At 73.0% G+C, this 15,763-nt stretch carries 15 protein-coding genes; 5 read left to right on the top strand and 10 right to left on the bottom strand.

Annotation, left to right across the window (positions count from 1 at the left end; all coding sequences use genetic code 11):
• The 5 genes from BZY54_RS17255 to BZY54_RS17275 form a co-directional block, all read right to left on the bottom strand.
• Positions 1-1,032 (bottom strand): CbiQ family ECF transporter T component (locus BZY54_RS17255; protein ID WP_086726113.1); only part of this gene is annotated, 1,032 nt, incomplete at its 3' end.
• Positions 1,025-1,708 (bottom strand): SCO2322 family protein, encoded by a 684-nt coding sequence (locus BZY54_RS17260; RefSeq protein WP_086726089.1) that lies wholly within the window; start codon positions 1,706-1,708, stop codon positions 1,025-1,027. The genes BZY54_RS17255 and BZY54_RS17260, both read right to left, overlap by 8 nt.
• Entirely contained in the window at positions 1,705-2,949 is a 1,245-nt protein-coding gene (locus BZY54_RS17265) for an SCO2321 family membrane protein (RefSeq protein WP_086726090.1), read from the bottom strand. The genes BZY54_RS17260 and BZY54_RS17265 overlap by 4 nt, the downstream gene beginning before the upstream one ends.
• Before the next feature lie 236 nt (positions 2,950-3,185).
• Entirely contained in the window at positions 3,186-3,653 is a 468-nt protein-coding gene (locus BZY54_RS17270; protein WP_086726091.1) for a nuclear transport factor 2 family protein, read from the bottom strand.
• 436 nt (positions 3,654-4,089) lie between these two features.
• Entirely contained in the window at positions 4,090-4,758 is a 669-nt protein-coding gene (locus tag BZY54_RS17275; protein WP_086726092.1) for a TetR family transcriptional regulator, read from the bottom strand.
• A gap of 220 nt (positions 4,759-4,978) precedes the next feature.
• Here BZY54_RS17275 and BZY54_RS17280 point away from each other — a divergent pair, with 220 nt between their 5' ends.
• Genes BZY54_RS17280 through BZY54_RS17290 form a run of 3 tightly spaced genes read left to right on the top strand, consistent with a single transcriptional unit; the run spans position 4,979 to position 8,243 of the window.
• Entirely contained in the window at positions 4,979-6,430 is a 1,452-nt protein-coding gene (locus BZY54_RS17280; protein ID WP_086726093.1) for a glycosyltransferase family 4 protein, read from the top strand.
• Positions 6,424-7,176 (top strand): class I SAM-dependent methyltransferase, encoded by a 753-nt coding sequence (locus BZY54_RS17285; protein ID WP_086726094.1) that lies wholly within the window; start codon positions 6,424-6,426, stop codon positions 7,174-7,176. The genes BZY54_RS17280 and BZY54_RS17285 overlap by 7 nt, the downstream gene beginning before the upstream one ends.
• Positions 7,173-8,243: a prenyltransferase/squalene oxidase repeat-containing protein gene (locus tag BZY54_RS17290; protein ID WP_086726095.1), complete on the top strand. Its 1,071-nt coding sequence runs from the start codon at positions 7,173-7,175 to the stop codon at positions 8,241-8,243. Before BZY54_RS17285 ends, BZY54_RS17290 begins: the two co-directional genes overlap by 4 nt.
• 53 nt (positions 8,244-8,296) lie before the next feature.
• On the opposite strand, the gene BZY54_RS17295 is transcribed toward BZY54_RS17290, so the two are convergent.
• Positions 8,297-8,590, bottom strand: coding sequence for a hypothetical protein (locus tag BZY54_RS17295; protein ID WP_086726096.1), 294 nt, complete (start codon positions 8,588-8,590; stop codon positions 8,297-8,299).
• A gap of 179 nt (positions 8,591-8,769) precedes the next feature.
• Between BZY54_RS17295 and BZY54_RS17300 the strand changes: the two genes are divergently transcribed.
• Positions 8,770-9,336 carry a hypothetical protein gene (locus BZY54_RS17300; protein ID WP_086726097.1) on the top strand — a complete coding sequence of 189 codons (567 nt, stop codon included), beginning with the start codon at positions 8,770-8,772 and terminating at the stop codon, positions 9,334-9,336.
• Positions 9,337-9,430: 94 nt separating this feature from the next.
• Here the strand turns inward: BZY54_RS17300 and BZY54_RS17305 are convergent, their stop codons facing one another.
• The 4 genes from BZY54_RS17305 to BZY54_RS17320 all read right to left on the bottom strand — a co-directional run bounded on the left by BZY54_RS17305 (position 9,431) and on the right by BZY54_RS17320 (position 13,925).
• The gene (locus tag BZY54_RS17305; RefSeq protein ID WP_086726098.1) at positions 9,431-10,168 is read right to left on the bottom strand and encodes a DUF5336 domain-containing protein; all 738 of its coding nucleotides are present in this window, start codon (positions 10,166-10,168) and stop codon (positions 9,431-9,433) included.
• 196 nt (positions 10,169-10,364) lie between these two features.
• Entirely contained in the window at positions 10,365-11,381 is a 1,017-nt protein-coding gene (locus BZY54_RS17310) for an N-acetylmuramoyl-L-alanine amidase (RefSeq protein ID WP_086726099.1), read from the bottom strand.
• A gap of 10 nt (positions 11,382-11,391) precedes the next feature.
• A complete protein-coding gene (locus tag BZY54_RS17315) occupies positions 11,392-12,054 on the bottom strand; it encodes a class I SAM-dependent methyltransferase (RefSeq protein WP_086726100.1) in 663 nt (220 codons plus the stop codon).
• Positions 12,055-12,185: 131 nt separating this feature from the next.
• Positions 12,186-13,925, bottom strand: coding sequence for an MFS transporter (locus BZY54_RS17320; RefSeq protein ID WP_086726101.1), 1,740 nt, complete (start codon positions 13,923-13,925; stop codon positions 12,186-12,188).
• Between the two features lie 345 nt (positions 13,926-14,270).
• On the opposite strand from BZY54_RS17320, the gene BZY54_RS17325 reads away from it, so the two are divergent.
• Positions 14,271-15,731 (top strand): MFS transporter, encoded by a 1,461-nt coding sequence (locus BZY54_RS17325; protein ID WP_086726102.1) that lies wholly within the window; start codon positions 14,271-14,273, stop codon positions 15,729-15,731.
• Positions 15,732-15,763: the final 32 nt, after the last annotated feature.

A 15,763-nucleotide genomic window follows, 5' to 3' on the forward strand; every position in this document is an offset into this window, starting at 1 on the left:
GGGGAGGGCCGGGGCGGCCAGGGGAACGACACCGGGGTGCAGGGCTTCGGGGTCGCGGGCGGCGGCGAGCGTGAGCAGGGCCGCGACGGCCGCTCCCGATCCGGCGACCAGGCAGGAGCGGAGGTTCCAGCTGTCGGGGCGGTAGCGGGTGCGCACAGAGCGGCGGCCGCCGAGCCGGAGTCCGGCGAGGGCGGCGGCGAGCCCGGCGAGCAGGACCGGCAGGCCGTAGGTGCCGCCCTCGGCGGTGAGCAGTCCGTACGTTCCGGCGCAGACACCGAGCAGGCCCCCGAGGGTCAGCGCGGCGGTGGTGCGGCGCACGGCGGGAGCGACCTCGGCCGTACGGCCGTAGCCACGGGCGTCCATCGCGGCGGCAAGGGCGACGGAACGCTCCAGCGCGCCCTCCAGGACCGGCAGCCCCACGTGCAGCAGACCGCGGACGCCCCGGTCGGGCCGCCCGCGCAGCCGGCGCGCCGCGCGCAGCCGGCGGCCGTCGGCGACCAGGTGCGGGGCGAAGGTGAGGGCGACCACGACGGCGACGCCCGTCTCGTACAGGGCGCCCGGGAGCGACTTGAGGAGCCGGGCGGGGGCGGCCAGGGCGTTGGCGGCGCCGACGCAGATGAGCAGAGTGGCCAGCTTCAGGCCGTCGTACAGGGCGAAGACCAGCGACTCGGCGGTGACCCGGCCGCCCAGGCGGATGCCCTGCGCCCAGTGCGGGAGCGGGACTTCGGGCAGGGTGAGGAGCACGTGCGTGCCGGGGATCGGCGAGCCGAGGGCGACGGCGAAGACGAGACGGATGACGAGGACGGCGAGGGCGAGCCGGACGAAGGCGGTGTACGAGCGGGCGGCGGGGGTGTCGGGCCGGCAGGTCACCACGACGTAGGCGGAGACCGTGAGGAGGAGGGCGAGGAGGAGGGGATTGGTGGTGCGGGTGGCGCCGGTGCCGAGGGCCAGGGCCCACAGCCACCAGGCGCCCGCGTGCACACCGGCCGCCCCGCGCGGGCCGGGGCGTGCGCCGCCGGCCGCCTCACGCATGCCGGCGCCGCCGCGCCTGCCAGACGGCCGCGCCGGCCAGTACGACCACCACGGCACCGCCCGCGACGAGACCGACGGTGGGACCGCCCTCATCCGTCTTCTTCGCCTCGCCCGCCTCGCCCTTCGCGCCGTTCGTGTCCGTCGTGTCCGACTTCGGGCTCTTCCCCGACGCGACCTGCTCGCCGCACCCCTTGCGGGGATACCCGTCGATGGCGCACAGCAGGGCGTTGGTGTCGTAGCGCAGGGGCCCCGCGACCGCCGCCAGGGCCTCCGCCGTCGTGGCGTCGGCGGGCACGCGGGCACAGGCCGTGCGCGGCGCGGGCGGGGTCTCGCCGGAGGGCGCGTCGGCCTTCGTCCCGAAGTCGAGGACCAGCGCGATCCGCTTCCTGCCCTGCTGGGCCGGCGTCTTGGCGCAGACGGCCGCGAAGTCCGCCGTCCCGCGCGGTTCTGCCGCGTCCTGGGAGTCCTGGCTCACCGCGAAACGGAATCCCTGCACGTCGCCGTCGGAGGGGCGGGCCGTGGACGGCCCCTGTGTGGCGTACGTCCAGTGGCCGCCGTCGCGGTCCCAGAAGGACCAGTAGCGGTAACCCACCGCCTGCGCCTGGCCCACCCCCGCCGACAGCAGGCAGGCGGCGGCGAGCAGCAGGGCGGCAAGCGCGCGGAGGCGGCGTGTCACGGCTGCCGCACCTTCCGGCCCTTGCGCCGACCCAGCAGGAGGCCGACGCCGATGACGACGACCAGGAGGATCCCGGCACCCCACCAGATGCCGTAGGTGGAGTTGTCCTTCGCGATGTCCGTGGCGCCCTCCGCGCTCGCGCCGGCGGCCTTCTGGGGCGCGGGCCCGGTGGCGTTGAGGCGCTCGACCAGGTCGAGACCGCCGAAGTCGCGCGGGTCGGTGCCGGTCGCGTGGGCGGCGAAGACGAGCTGGGCGTACGCGGCGGGACCGCTCTGCTTCGCCCATGCCTCGGAGTGCTTCTCCAGCCACTGGAGGGGCTTTCGCGCCTGCGCGGCCCCGCCCTGCGCGGCGAGCGCGACGACCGCGTCGGCGGTGTTGCCGTAGTCGGGCTGGTCGGTGGCGCCGGGGAGCACGGAGGTCAGGTAGCCGTTCGCGGCGACGGCGCCGGTGAGGTACGAGGCGCCGTTGGCGGCGGCCCGGGCGGAGGTGGACCCGCCGGAGTCGGAGCATCGCGGACCACCGCTCCCGGCGCCCTGCGCGGCCCGGGCGGTCATGCCCTGACCGAGCGCGGCGACCACGCCGGCGGCGGTCGCGTCCGCGTTGGCGGCGAGCTTGCCCTTCTTGTCGGGCTGGTAGGCGAAGGCGCCGGCGCCGGCGTGGTCGCCGGAACACGGCAGGGCGAACGCGAGCAGCGCGTCGTAGGGGGACTTGTCCCCCTTGCGGACGGCGGCGGGCTTCTCGCCCGCGGCGGCGAGGGCGCCGATCACGACCGAGGTGGAGTTGGTGTCGCTGGGTCCGCCGGGCGCGTATCCCCAGCCGCCGTCGGCGTTCTGCACGGACTTCAGCCAGGACACCGCCTTGCCGGTGGCGGCGTCGTGGCCGCCGAGCGCGGCGAGGGCCTGGACGGCGGCGGCCGTGCTGTTGGTGTCGACCATGACCTTGGCGTCGCAGGCGCGGGAAGCGTCGGGGCGGAAGGGCGCGAACGCGCCGTTCGCGCACTGCTGTCCCGTCAGCCAGTCCACGGCCTCGGCGGCGGGGCGCACACCGACCGTGTGCTGCGCGAGCAGGGCGAGGGACTGCCGCCATACGCCGTCGTACTTGGGGTCGGTGCTGCCGTAGAGCCCGGAGGGCAGCGCGGGGGAGCCGGAGGGAGAGGGGGACGAGTCGGCGGCGACGGCGGGCGCCGATATGCCGATCACGGCGACGGCGGCCAGGACCGCGGCGCTGGGGCGGATCTTCATGATGGGCGGATGCCCCTCCCTGTGGGGGAGCCGGGCAGCACGGGACACCCCGGCGGCTCGGCTCCGTATACCTCGACGGTGCCGTACGGCGGCGGGCTGCCGGCGCACGTGAGCCGGTCACGCTCGCGCACGGGGCAGTCCGGCTCGCCGCCCACCGGGGGCGGCTCACGGTTGCGGGTCAGCGCCGGAGTCTCACCGGCTTCCCCCCGAACAGGCGTGAAGACGACCCGGTCACTCTACCGGCCCGGTTCCTGCCCGGGACGGACGGGTGTCGGGCCGCCGAAGGGCAGGTGCAGCGTTCGGCGGGCCAGCAGCCAGGCGCCGGCGACCTGCCGGAACTCGTCCGCGTAGTGACCGATCTGGACGGGTGGGCCGGCGGGGACCATGCCGCCGATGTGGCCGTCCACGCGGTAGGTCGTGAAGTAGGAGACGGCCGTGGCCGTGTCCGCGGCGGTCACCGTGACGGCGATGTTCGACATCAGGCGGCGGGAGAGCCGGTCGGCGGGACGGGAGGCGAAGTAGGCGCGCAGCGCCTCACGTCCCTCGATGCGGCGGCCGTCACCGGGTGCCGGCCACGTCCAGACGCCGTCCTGTGTGAACAGCTCGGCCACGGAGCCGGGATCGCCCAGGTCCAGGCGGTGCACGAAGTCGATGACAAGGCGCTCGCAGGCGCGTTCGGCCAAGAGCCGCTCCAGGGGGTCCATGATCCTGTCTAGCAGGAGCGTGGCACGGGGTGCCATCGGTTTGTCGCCGCCGGGGTATTCGAGAAAAAATCTTGTGCTACGGCTTTTATGTCCGGCTCGTGGCGTTCTATCCTGAAATTGCCTACGGGACGAGTGAGGGAGTTCGACCGGAGTAGCCGACTTTGGCGAGACGCTACGGCATCCGCCGAGGCCGACGTCGACGGTCGGGCTGAGAGGCTGGAAGGTCGAGAGACCGGAAGGCGACCCCCAATACCTGATCCGGACAATACCGGCGAAGGGAACCCGTCTCGTAGGTTTTCTCGTGTCCGGCGCCGCCCTCTCGGTGGCGCCTTCCTCGTTTTCCGTGGCGCCGTTTTTTCCGTGGCGCCGTCCAGCGCCGTCCCGCACCCCGGCCGATCGGTTCCCGTCCGGTGCCTTCAGCGCTCGTCTGGTGCGATCAGCTCTCGTCGGCTGCCGTCAGGTCGATCAGCCTGCATGCCGTCTCTATGTCTATCTTCACCTGGGCGATGGAGGCCCGGCCCGAGAGCCAGGTGATCAGCGCCGAGTGCCAGGTGTGCTCGATCACGCGGACGGCGGAGAGCTGCTCGGGGGTCGGGTCGTCCTGCCCCATCGCGTCCAGGATGATCGCCGTCGTCTGGCGGGAGACCTGGTCGACCTCGGGGCTCACGCTGCGGTCCGCGAAGGTCAGCGCGCGGACCATCGCGTCCGCCAGGTGCGGCTCGCGCTGCAGGGCGCGGAAGGCGCGCATCAGGGTCTCCGCGACCCGCTCGGCCGCGCTGTCCCCGGCCGGCGGCTTCTTGCGCAGCGTGCCGTGCATGCGCTCCAGCTGGTCCTGCATGGTGGCGACCAGCAGGTGCACCTTCGACGGGAAGTACCGGTAGAGGGTCCCCAGGGCCACTTGCGAGGACTCCGCGACCTCACGCATCTGCACCGCGTCGAAGCCGCCCCGGCCGGCGAGCTGCGCGCTCGCGCGCAGGATCCGGCGGCGGCGCTCCTCCTGCCGCTCGGTGAGGGACGGAGACATGGCCGCCCCCGGCTCGCGCGAGGTCGCGGGCTTGGGGGACGACCGCGCGGTGCTGGCTTCCACCTTGGCTTGCGCAGGCATGGGTACCGTTCCGTGACAGTCGGTGAGGGCGTGCGATCGGACAGCATGGCAGGGCCCCGGCCAGGGCGCGAGCCGTGGCGCGAATCACCTGATCCACTGCTCACAGCCGGGCTACCTGCCGGTAGATTCGGAGCCTCCTGGACGATCAAGTCTGAAACTTGTTCTAGATTAGCGTCCCGGCGTAATCTCGCGGGACAGTGCAGTCAGAAGGGGGCCCAGAGTGACCGCTGAGGCCAGTCAGGCGGGGTCCCCCACGGACCTCGCCGCGGACGGCGAGCGACCGCTCGACATCGCGCTCCTCACCTACAAGGGAAACCCGTTCTGCGGCGGCCAGGGCGTCTACGTACGCCATCTCTCGCGCGAGCTGGCCCGCCTCGGCCACCGGGTCGAGGTGATCGGCGCCCAGCCCTACCCCGTCCTCGACGCCCTGGAGGACGGTGCCCCGGGCCGGCTGAGCCTGACCGAGCTGCCCAGCCTCGACCTCTACCGCCAGCCGGACCCCTTCCGCAGCCCGGGCCGCGACGAGTACCGCGACTGGGTCGACGCGCTGGAGGTCGCCACCATGTGGACCGGCGGCTTCCCCGAGCCGCTGACGTTCTCCCTGCGCGCCCGCCGCCATCTGCGCGCCCGGCGCGGCGAGTTCGACGTCGTGCACGACAACCAGACGCTGGGGTACGGGCTGCTGGGAGACGTCGGCGCGCCACTGGTGACCACCGTCCACCACCCCATCACCGTGGACCGGCAGTTGGAGCTGGACGCCGCCGATGGCTGGCAGCGGCGGTGGTCCGTGCGGCGCTGGTACGCCTTCACGCGCATGCAGAAGCGGGTCGCCCGCCGGCTGCCGTCCGTGCTCACCGTCTCCGGCAGCTCCCGGCAGGAGATCGTCGACCACCTCGGCGTCCGCCCCGCCCGCGTGCACGTCGTGCACATCGGCGCCGACACCGACCTGTTCTCGCCCGATCCGTCCGTGCCGCAGGTGCCGGGCCGGATCGTGACCACCTCCAGCGCGGACGTGCCGCTCAAGGGCCTGGTCTTCCTCGTCGAGGCGCTGGCGAAGGTGCGCGCGGAACAGCCCGAGGCGCACCTCGTCGTCGTCGGCAAGCGGGCCGAGGACGGGCCGGTCGCGCAGGCCATCGAGCGCTACGGCCTCGAAGGCGCCGTCGAGTTCGTCAAGGGCATCACCGACGCCGAACTGGTCGATCTCGTGCGCTCGGCCGAGGTCGCCTGCGTGCCCTCCCTGTACGAGGGCTTCTCCCTCCCGGCGGCCGAGGCCATGGCCACGGGCACACCGCTGGTCGCCACGACCGGTGGCGCGATCCCCGAGGTCGCCGGGCGTGACGGGGAGACCTGCCTGGCGGTGCCGCCGGGCGACGCGGGCGCCCTGGCCGCCGCCCTCTGCCGGCTGCTGGGCGACCCGGAGCTGCGTACGCGGCTGGGCGCGGCGGGACGGGAAAGGGTGCTGCGCCACTTCACGTGGGCGCGGGCGGCAGAGGGCACGGTGGCCCACTACCGGGAGGCCGTCGCAGCCTCCGCCGGTCCGGGCACGCGCCGTTGCGCGGCCCCGGACACGCGCCGCTCCGCGCCCCAAGGCACCGACCGCTCCGCGGTCCATGATTCCGGCCGCTGTGCGGCCTCAGAGGTTGTCTATTCCGAAAGCAGGGCCACGTGCTGACCGTCGACTTCTCCCGGTTCCCGCTCGCCCCGGGCGACCGCGTCCTGGACCTCGGCTGCGGCGCCGGCCGGCACGCGTTCGAGTGCTACCGGCGCGGTGCGCAGGTCGTGGCGCTGGACCGCAACGGCGAGGAGATCCGCGAGGTCGCCAAGTGGTTCGCGGCGATGAAGGAGGCCGGGGAGGCACCACAGGGAGCCACCGCCACCGCGATGGAGGGCGACGCCCTCGCGCTCCCCTTCCCCGACGAGTCCTTCGACGTGGTCATCATCTCCGAGGTGATGGAGCACATCCCGGACGACAAGGGCGTGCTGGCCGAGATGGTCCGGGTGCTCAGGCCGGGCGGGCGCATCGCGATCACCGTGCCGCGCTACGGCCCCGAGAAGGTCTGCTGGGCCCTGTCCGACGCCTACCACGAGGTCGAGGGCGGCCACATCCGCATCTACAGGGCGGACGATCTGCTGGCGAAGATCAGGGAAGCCGGTCTCAGGCCGTACGGCACCCACCACGCGCACGCGCTGCACTCGCCGTACTGGTGGCTGAAGTGCGCGTTCGGCGTCGACAACGACAAGGCGCTGCCCGTGCGGGCGTACCACAAGCTGCTGGTCTGGGACATCATGAAGAAGCCGCTGGCCACGCGGGTGGCCGAGCAGGCGCTGAACCCTCTGATCGGCAAGAGCTTCGTGGCCTACGCGACCAAGCCGCACCTGCCGCGGCTCGCGGGGACCGGCGAGGCGGCCGCCAGGTGACCACTCCCCGGACAGAACACCTCGTCCTGCCCGGGGTCCTCACCGCCGGGCAGGCCGCCGCGACCGTACGAGGCATCCTCGCCGTGCAGCGGGAGGACGGGGCGATCCCGTGGTTCCGCGGGCACCACCTCGACCCCTGGGACCACGTCGAGGCGGCGATGGCGCTGGACGCGGCGGGCGAGCACGAGGCGGCCGAGCGGGCGTACCTGTGGCTGGCCCGGCACCAGCTTGCGGACGGCTCCTGGTACGCGGCCTACGTGGACGGCGCGCACGACGACGTCACCGACCCGGGCCGGGAGACCAACTTCGTCGCCTACATAGCCGTCGGGGTCTGGCACCACTACCTCTCGACCGGCGACGACACGTTCCTCGACCGGATGTGGCCGGTGGTGTACGCGGCGATCGAGTTCGTGCTGCGGCTGCAGCAGCCCGGCGGGCAGATCGGCTGGAAGCGGGAGGACGACGGGACCGCCACCGCGGACGCGCTGCTGACCGGGTCCTCGTCGATCCACCACGCGCTGTGCTGCGCGCTGGCGATCGCCGAACAGCGTGAAGAGCCCCAGCCGGACTGGGAACTCGCGGTCGGCGCGCTCCGGCACGCCATCCGCAGGCACCCGGAGCGGTTCCTGGACAAGGACCGCTACTCGATGGACTGGTACTACCCCGTGCTGGGCGGCGCGCTGACCGGCGCGGAGGCCAAGGCGCGCATCGAGGCGGACTGGGACCGCTTCGTCGTGCCCGGTCTCGGCGTGCGCTGTGTGGTCCCCAACCCGTGGGTCACGGGCGGGGAGTCGGCCGAACTGGCCCTGACGCTGTGGGCGGTGGGCGAGTCCGACCGCGCACTCGACGTGCTGCAGTCCATCCAGCACCTGCGCGACGGTGAGACGGGCCTGTACTGGACGGGCTACGTCTTCGAGGACGACGCCATATGGCCCCGAGAGCTCACCACGTGGACCGCCGGGTCGCTGCTCCTCGCCGTCGCCGCCCTCGGCGGCCACGAACCCACCTGCACGGTCTTCTCGGCCGACCGCCTGCCCAAGGGCCTGGACCCGGACTGCTGCGACTGACGGCGGCGGCGGACCGGCGAAGCCGGCCGACCGCGCGCCGTCAGCGCACGCGGTCAGTGCCGGTGCATGCGGTTGGCGACGGCGTGGCCCACGAAGAGGTAGACGACGGCGGCCAGGCCGTAACCGGCCACGACCCTGGCCCAGGCCTCGTTGAAGGTGAACAGGTCGCGCGACCAGCCGGCAAGCCAGTTGGCCGCGTGGTGGACGAACTGCACCAGGTCGTTGGCCCGGTTCGCATCCAGCAGATACATCAGGATCCACAGTCCGAGGATGACGGCCACGATGTCCGCGACGACCGCGATGACCGTACCGGCGGAGTTGGAACCCGTGCGATATCGAGGGGACATACCTTTCGTCTGGCCGCGGAAGGCTGCTTGAAACCTGTAATGGGTACGCGGAGTGACGCCGACGGCACGGTAGGTGTCCTGTTTCATGCGAGGTGACCTGGTTCACACGGACGTCTGGAGTGCCTGAAGTACCCCAAGTACCTCAAGCACCTGGAGCAACCCCGATTCGGGAGGACACCGTGCCTGTACCGATACGGCGCCTGGCTGTGGCGCCCACCCTCTGCTGCGCCCTGCTCGCCGGCTCCACGGCCTGGGCCGCGCCGCAGAGCAGCCCACAGCACAGCACCACGGCCGTCGCGGTCGGCGACCCCACGCCCAGCCCGACCACGTCCGCGGAACGGCAGAAGTTCGCCAAGACCCGCTTCGTGGCGAACGCGGGCCTCGCGGCCGGCGCCACCTACGAGTGGATCTGGAAACCGTACAAGGAGGGCAAGTTCAAGAAGGGCGCGGAGCACCGCAAGAGGACCCTTCTCAAGGCCGGGCTCGCCGGCGCGTTCACGTACAACCGGCTCAAGGCGGCCGTGCGCAACGCCCAGGGCGACCCGACGCTCTCCAAGGCGCTCGCCCCGCTCAACTCGGCCATCAACGACCTGAAGGACCTGCCCGCCAAGCTTCGCAAGGGCGACGGCTCGGCGGCGAGCAGCTTCAACGACACCATCAACAAGGTGAAGGACGCGGGCAAGGGCGCGGGCGCCCCGGTCCAGAACAAGGTGCCGACCGCCTCGCAGCTCAAGAGCGGCTCCTGACAGCCGCTTTCATCCGTCCGGCTCCGCCGGCACCGCAACGGCAACGGCCCCCCGCCCACAAGGGCGAGGGGCCGTGCGGCAGTTGGGGCCGGGATCAGCCGCGCTGGATGTTCGACGCGTCCTGCAGGACACCGCGGCGGCCGTCCTGCATCTCGGTCAGGAAACCCTGGCCGCGCTGCTCGACGGCCAGGTACCACACGCCCGGCGCGAGCTCGGCGATCGGCGAGGGCGAACCGTCCTCCGCGAACAGCGGCCGCGGCGCGGGCACCGCGAACCAGAACGGCGAGAAGGACGCCCCCGCCGCCGGTGCCGGCTGGCCCTGCTGCGGCTGGCCGCCGCCGAAGGACTGGCCCTGCTGCGGCTGCCCGCCGTACGGCGGCTGCTGGGCGCCCGGGTAGCCGTAGCCGCCCTGGGGCTGCGCACCGTAGGGGTGCGGCGCGGCCGGCTTGGGGGCCGGGACCAGGGCGGCCTGGAGGGCGGGGAGCACAGGCGTGGCGACGGCCGCGCCCGCCAGCACCAGAGCAGCGATGAAGCCGAGGATCAGGCCGGAGCCCGCGTCGATCGAAGCGGGGGTGTCCACCAGGTTCCAGAACAGGATCCAGGCCGTGAGGACGGTGAACGCCGCGCCGACCGTGCCCAGGTCCAGGCCCGCCACCTTGCGCTGCTGCGGCAGGCACCGGTTGAGGACGACCAGCGCGCCGCCGATCACTCCGCCCATGTAGACGCCGAGGCCCAGACCGAGCCCGTCCCAGGCGTTGCCGCTGGCGAAGCTCGTGTCGTACGTGTCGAGCAACGACGCGATGAACAGCAACACCGCTGCTCCGATCACCACGCCGTCGCCTCGAGTGAGGGAGCGGATATTCACTTCAGGTCCTTCGTAGGTCGTCGTCTCGTGGTCGGTAGAGGCGGCGTCGCCGTCACCGTGTCGCCGTCCGGGCCCGGTGCGAAGCGCGGGGGTGGCCCCTCGTCGTACGGTGACACTACCGTCCGTCCGACCGGGCTGTCCGCCGGGATCAGCGCGCTGATCGCTAACCGTGCAGGAAGCTCACGATTCCTTCGGAGATCCCTTCCGCCGCCTTCTGCCGCCAGGCGCCGCTGGCCAGCAGTGCCGCGTCCTTGCTATCGCGCATGTTGCCGCACTCGATGAACACCTTGGGAACCGTTGACAGATTGAGACCGCCCAGGTCCTTTCGTGTGACGAGACCGGTGCCGTCACCGATGTAGTTGGAGGGAGCCTCGCCCGTCACGCGCACGAAGTTGCCCGCGATGCTCGCGCCGAGTTCGTGGGAGGCGGCGGCGATCGGCCGGGTGTCGGCGGCGCCGGCGTGGACGGATGCCGGGAGGATGACGTGGAAGCCGCGGTTGCCGGGCGCCGACCCGTCGGCGTGGATGGAGATCGCCGCGTCCGCGTGCGCGGTGTTGCCGATCCGGGCGCGCTCGTCGACGCAGGGGCCCCAGGACGGTGAGCCGTCGTCGTGGGTCAACTTGACCGTGGCGCCCTGCTGTTGGAGCAGCGCCCGCAGCCGGTGGGCCACGTCCAGCGTGAACCGGGCCTCGGTGTAACCGGCGTTGGTGGACGTGCCCGTGGTGTCGCACTCCTTCCAGTTGGTGCCGATGTCCACCTTGCGGTTGATCTCGGACGCGTGCTGGAAGTTGCCCGGGTTGTGGCCCGGGTCGATGACGATCACCTTGCCCTTGAGGGGGCCGGAGGCGGCGGGCGTGCCCGCCTGCTTGCCGTCGTCGCCCGAGGAGGCGGAGGACGACGACGGCTTGGCCGGTGACTTCCCGGACGAGGACGCGGCGGAGGACGGCGAGGCGGGGCGGCTCGTCGCCGAGCGCTCGGCCGCCTGGCTCGAACCCGGGCCGCCACCCGCAGCCGGCTCCCCCGAACCGCCGGGGGAGCCCACCGCCTCGTACGCGAGCCAGCCCAGCAGCGCACCGGACACCAGCGCGGCGAGGGCGACCACGGGCCCCCGGCGGAAGCGGCCGGGGGACTCGCGGCGCTCGGGCTGCGGGGGATCGAACTCGGGGCCTACGTACGACACGACAGCGACTCTAACCGCGGGCGGGGGCGGACGCTTCGGTTCGCCGCAGGACGCGCAACGAGTCGGTCACCGAGACGTCGGTGAACTCCCCGGACTCCAGAGCCCTCAGGTACACGCGGTACGGGGCCTGCCCGGTGAACTCGTCCGCCGGGTCCGGGAACACGTCGTGGATGACCAGCAGTCCGCCCACGGCCACGTGCGGCGCCCAGCCCTCGTAGTCGGCGCCGGCGTGCTCGTCGGTGTGGCCGCCGTCGACGAAGACCAGACCGAGGGGGGTGTTCCACAGGGCGGCGACCTGGGGCGAGCGGCCGACGAGCGCCACCACGTGCTCCTCCAGGCCCGCCTTGTGGAGCGTGCGCCGGAAGGAGGGCAGCGTGTCCATCAGGCCGATCTCGGGGTCCACCGTCTGCGGGTCGTGGTACTCCCAGCCGGGCTGCTGCTCCTCGCTGCCGCGGTGGTGGTCGACGGTGAGCGCGGTGACCCCGGCCTGCCGGGCCGCGTCGGCGAGCAGGATCGTGGACCGCCCGCAGTACGTACCGACCTCCAGCAGCGGCAGCCCGAGCCGCCCGGCCTCCACCGCGGCCGCGTACAGCGCCAGCCCCTCGTCCGTGGGCATGAAGCCCTTCGCGGACTCGAACGCGGCGAGGATGTCGGGCTTGGGCGCCGCGGTCATGGCGGTGGGTCCTTCCGGTCGTACGTCCGCTCAGGGCGCCCATGCTGCCGCACCCCCGGTCGGCGGTGCGACCGGGGGTGCGGTGGGGTTTCTCTCCCAGTGGTGTGTGTCTCAGCGGCGAGAGCGCCGGATCACGCGGTGACCGTCTCGCCCGGCAGGGACAGGTCCAGGTCGATCGCGCGGTCGTCGCCCGCGTGGCTCGCCGAGGAGGCGTGCGGTCCGTGGCCGGCGGCGCGGGCGGCCAGGACGTAGGGGCCCTCGGCGGGGACCGCGAGGGCGTAACTGCCGTCCTCGGCGGAGAGCGTGGCGCCCGCCTGGCGGCCACGGCGGTCGATCAGGGTGACCTTGGCGCGGGCGACCGGGGCTCCGTCGGCGTCCAGGACCCGGCCGCGGAAGCCCCGCAGCGCCTCCTCCGCACGGGCCAGGTTGGCGTCCTCCTCGCTGCTGGCGCGCAGCTGCGGGGTGGTCTGGCGGTTCGGCCGGGGCAGGCACAGGGCGAGCAGCAGACCGAGGGCGACGGCGGCGGTGGCGATCAGGAAGGAGACGCGGAAGCCGTGCATGGTCGGGACGGCGAGGCCGTTCACGTGGTTCGCGGTGTTGGCCAGCACCATGCCGATCACGGCGCTGGACACCGAGGTGCCGATGGACCGCATCAGGGTGTTGAGGCCGTTGGCCGCGCCTGTCTCGGAGGCCGGGACCGCGCCGACGATCAGCGCGGGCAGCGACGAGTAGGCCAGGCCGATGCCGGCGCCCAGGACGACGGAGGTGATGACGGTCTGCCAGGCCGCGTCCATCAGGCCGAGGCCGCCGCCGTAGCCGATCGCGATGACCAGCAGGCCGATGATCAGGGTGACCTTCGGGCCGTAACGGGCGGACAGGCGGGCGTAGACGGGCGCCGTGAACATCATCGTCAGGCCCAGCGGGGCCACGCACAGACCCGCGACGACCATGGACCGGCCGAGGCCGTAGCCGGTGGCGGAGGGCAGCTGGAGCAGCTGGGGCAGGACGAGCGAGACGACGTAGAAGCTGACGCCGACCATGATCGAGGCGAGGTTGGTGAGCAGTACCTCGCGGCGGGCGGTGGTGCGCAGGTCGACCAGCGGGGCCGCGAGGCGCAGCTCCAGCAGACCCCACAGCAGCAGGACGGCGGCGGCGGCGGCGAACAGGCCGAGCGTGGTGGCCGAGGACCAGCCCCAGTCGCTGCCCTTGGTGATGGGCAGCAGGAACAGCACCAGCCCCGCGGACAGGCCGAGCGCGCCCAGCAGGTCGAAGGAGCCCTCGGCGCGCGTCGGGGACTCCGGTACGGCGAGGAGGGTGAGGACGATCGAGAGGGCGCCGAGGCCGGCGGCGCCGTAGAAGAGGGCGTGCCAGTTCGTGTGCTGGGCGACCAGGGCGGCGGCGGGCAGCGCCAGTCCGCCGCCGACGCCGATCGAGGAGCTCATCAGGGCCATCGCCGAGCCGAGCCGCTCGCGCGGGAGCATGTCCCGCATCAGACCGATGCCGAGGGGGATCGCGCCCATGGCGAAGCCCTGGAGGGTGCGGCCCACGATCATGGGCAGCAGGGCGCTGGTGAACGCGCTGACCAGCGCGCCGGCCACCATCACCGCGAGGCTGGCGATCAGCATCCGGCGCTTGCCGTACAGGTCGCCGAGGCGGCCCATGATCGGTGTGGCCACGGCGCCCGAGAGGAGGGTGGAGGTCAGGACCCAGGTGGCGTTGCTGGGCGAGGTCTCCAGCAGTTGCGGCAGATCCTTGATGACCGGGACGAGCAGGGTCTGCATCACCGCGACAACGATGCCCGCGAAGGCGAGCACCGGGACGACGGCCCCGCTCGCGCTCCGGGTGGGCCGACTGGTCGTCGTGAGCGTCATTGAGGGGGGCCTCCGGGCCGAGAAAGTGGAGTGGTGGTCGTCGGTGCGGATCAAGCAAGTGCCGGGTAAACCCCGTAGGCCGAGGCAACTATTCCGATGCTTTGGCGTACTAACGAATCCTTGACCCTTCCGTAAGAATCTGACTCGATTTCAGACAGGGGGTCCGCGGTCGCGGACGTACGGCACGGAGGAGCGGGAAGGCTCGCGGGGCGGAAGGGCGGCGGGAGGGCTTGAGGGACGGAGCTTGAGGGACGGGCCTGAGGGACGGCCCTGAGGGACTAGGACCTCCGGCCCAAGCGGACCGGTGCGAAATCCCGATGCAAGGGGCGCGGGCGGCTTGAGACCATGACGCCCATGCTCGAAGCCGCCGATCTCACCCCGACCCTCCGCCGCCGCACCGTGCCGCCGCCCACCTGGCTCGTGGTGGCCCTCGCCTGCGCCGGACAGTTCCTGGTCGTGCTGGACGTGTCCGTCGTCAACGTGGCCCTGCCGTCGATGCGGACCGACCTCGGGCTGAGCGAGGCCGGGTTGCAGTGGGTGGTGAACGCCTATGCCATCGCCTTCGCCGGGTTCATGCTGCTGGGCGGCCGGGCCGGCGACCTGTACGGGCGCAAGCGCATGTTCCTGGTCGGGCTCGGCCTGTTCACGCTGGCCTCGCTGGGCGGCGGGCTGGCACAGGAGGGCTGGCAACTGCTGCTCGCCCGGGCCGTGCAGGGGCTGGGTGCTGCCGTGCTGGCGCCCTCCACGCTGACGCTGCTGACCGCGGCGGTGCCCGAGGGGGCGGCGCGGGCGCGGGCCATAGCCACGTGGACGGCGGTCGGCGCCGGCGGCGGCGCGGCGGGCGGCCTGGTCGGCGGGATCCTGGTGCAGGGCCTGTCGTGGCGGTGGGTACTGCTGATCAACGTGCCGGTCGGCGCGGTGGTGCTGGCCGGGTCCGTGCGGTGGCTGGTGGAGAGCCGGGCCGCCGGGCAGCGGCGACTCGACCTGCCCGGTGCGCTGCTGGTGACGGCGGGACTGGCGACGCTGGCGTACGGCATCTCGCGGACCGAGGCCGAGGGCTGGACGGCGGCGGTCACGCTGGTGCCGCTGCTGGCCGGCCTGGCGCTCGTCGCGCTCTTCCTCGCCGTGGAGGCGCGCACGGCCGCCCCGCTGATGCCCCTCGGGCTGCTGCGGCTGCGCTCGGTGGCGTCGGCGAACGCGGCGATGCTGGTCTCCGGTTCGGCGATGTTCTGCATGTGGTTCTTCATGACGTTGTACGCGCAGAACGTGCTCGGCTACTCGCCGTTGGACGCCGGGCTCGCCCTGGTCCCCAGCTCGCTGGCCGTCGTCCTCGGCTCCAAGCTGGCGCCGCGCCTGATGCGCGGCGCGGGGGCGCGCAACGTCGCCGTGCTGGGAACGGCCGTCGCCGCGGCCGGGTTCGCCTGGCAGTCCACGATGCGGGCCGATGAGGCCTATCTGACGGCGATCATGGTGCCGGGTGTGCTGATGATGCTGGGTGCGGGCCTGGCGGGGACTCCGCTCGCCGCGCTGGCCACCTCCGGGGCGGCCCCCGGCGACGCCGGGCTCGTGTCCGGGCTCATCAACACCTCGCGCACGATGGGCGGTTCACTGGGCCTCGCGGTCATGTCGACCATCGCGGCGGCCCGCACGGCCGGCCGCACCACCCCGGCGGCGCTGACCGAGGGCTACGCCCTGGTCTTCCGCACCGCGGCGGTGGTGCTGCTCGGGGCCGCCCTGCTGATGCTGGCGTGGCTGCCGCGGTCCGACCGGGGAGCGGGCCGGCTGCGGAAAGCGGGTCAGGAGTAGAGGGCGGGCCACGTCCGGCGCGTGGGCCGGCC

The organism is Streptomyces carpinensis (genome assembly GCF_002154505.1).
GTDB classification, from domain to species: domain Bacteria; phylum Actinomycetota; class Actinomycetes; order Streptomycetales; family Streptomycetaceae; genus Streptomyces; species Streptomyces carpinensis.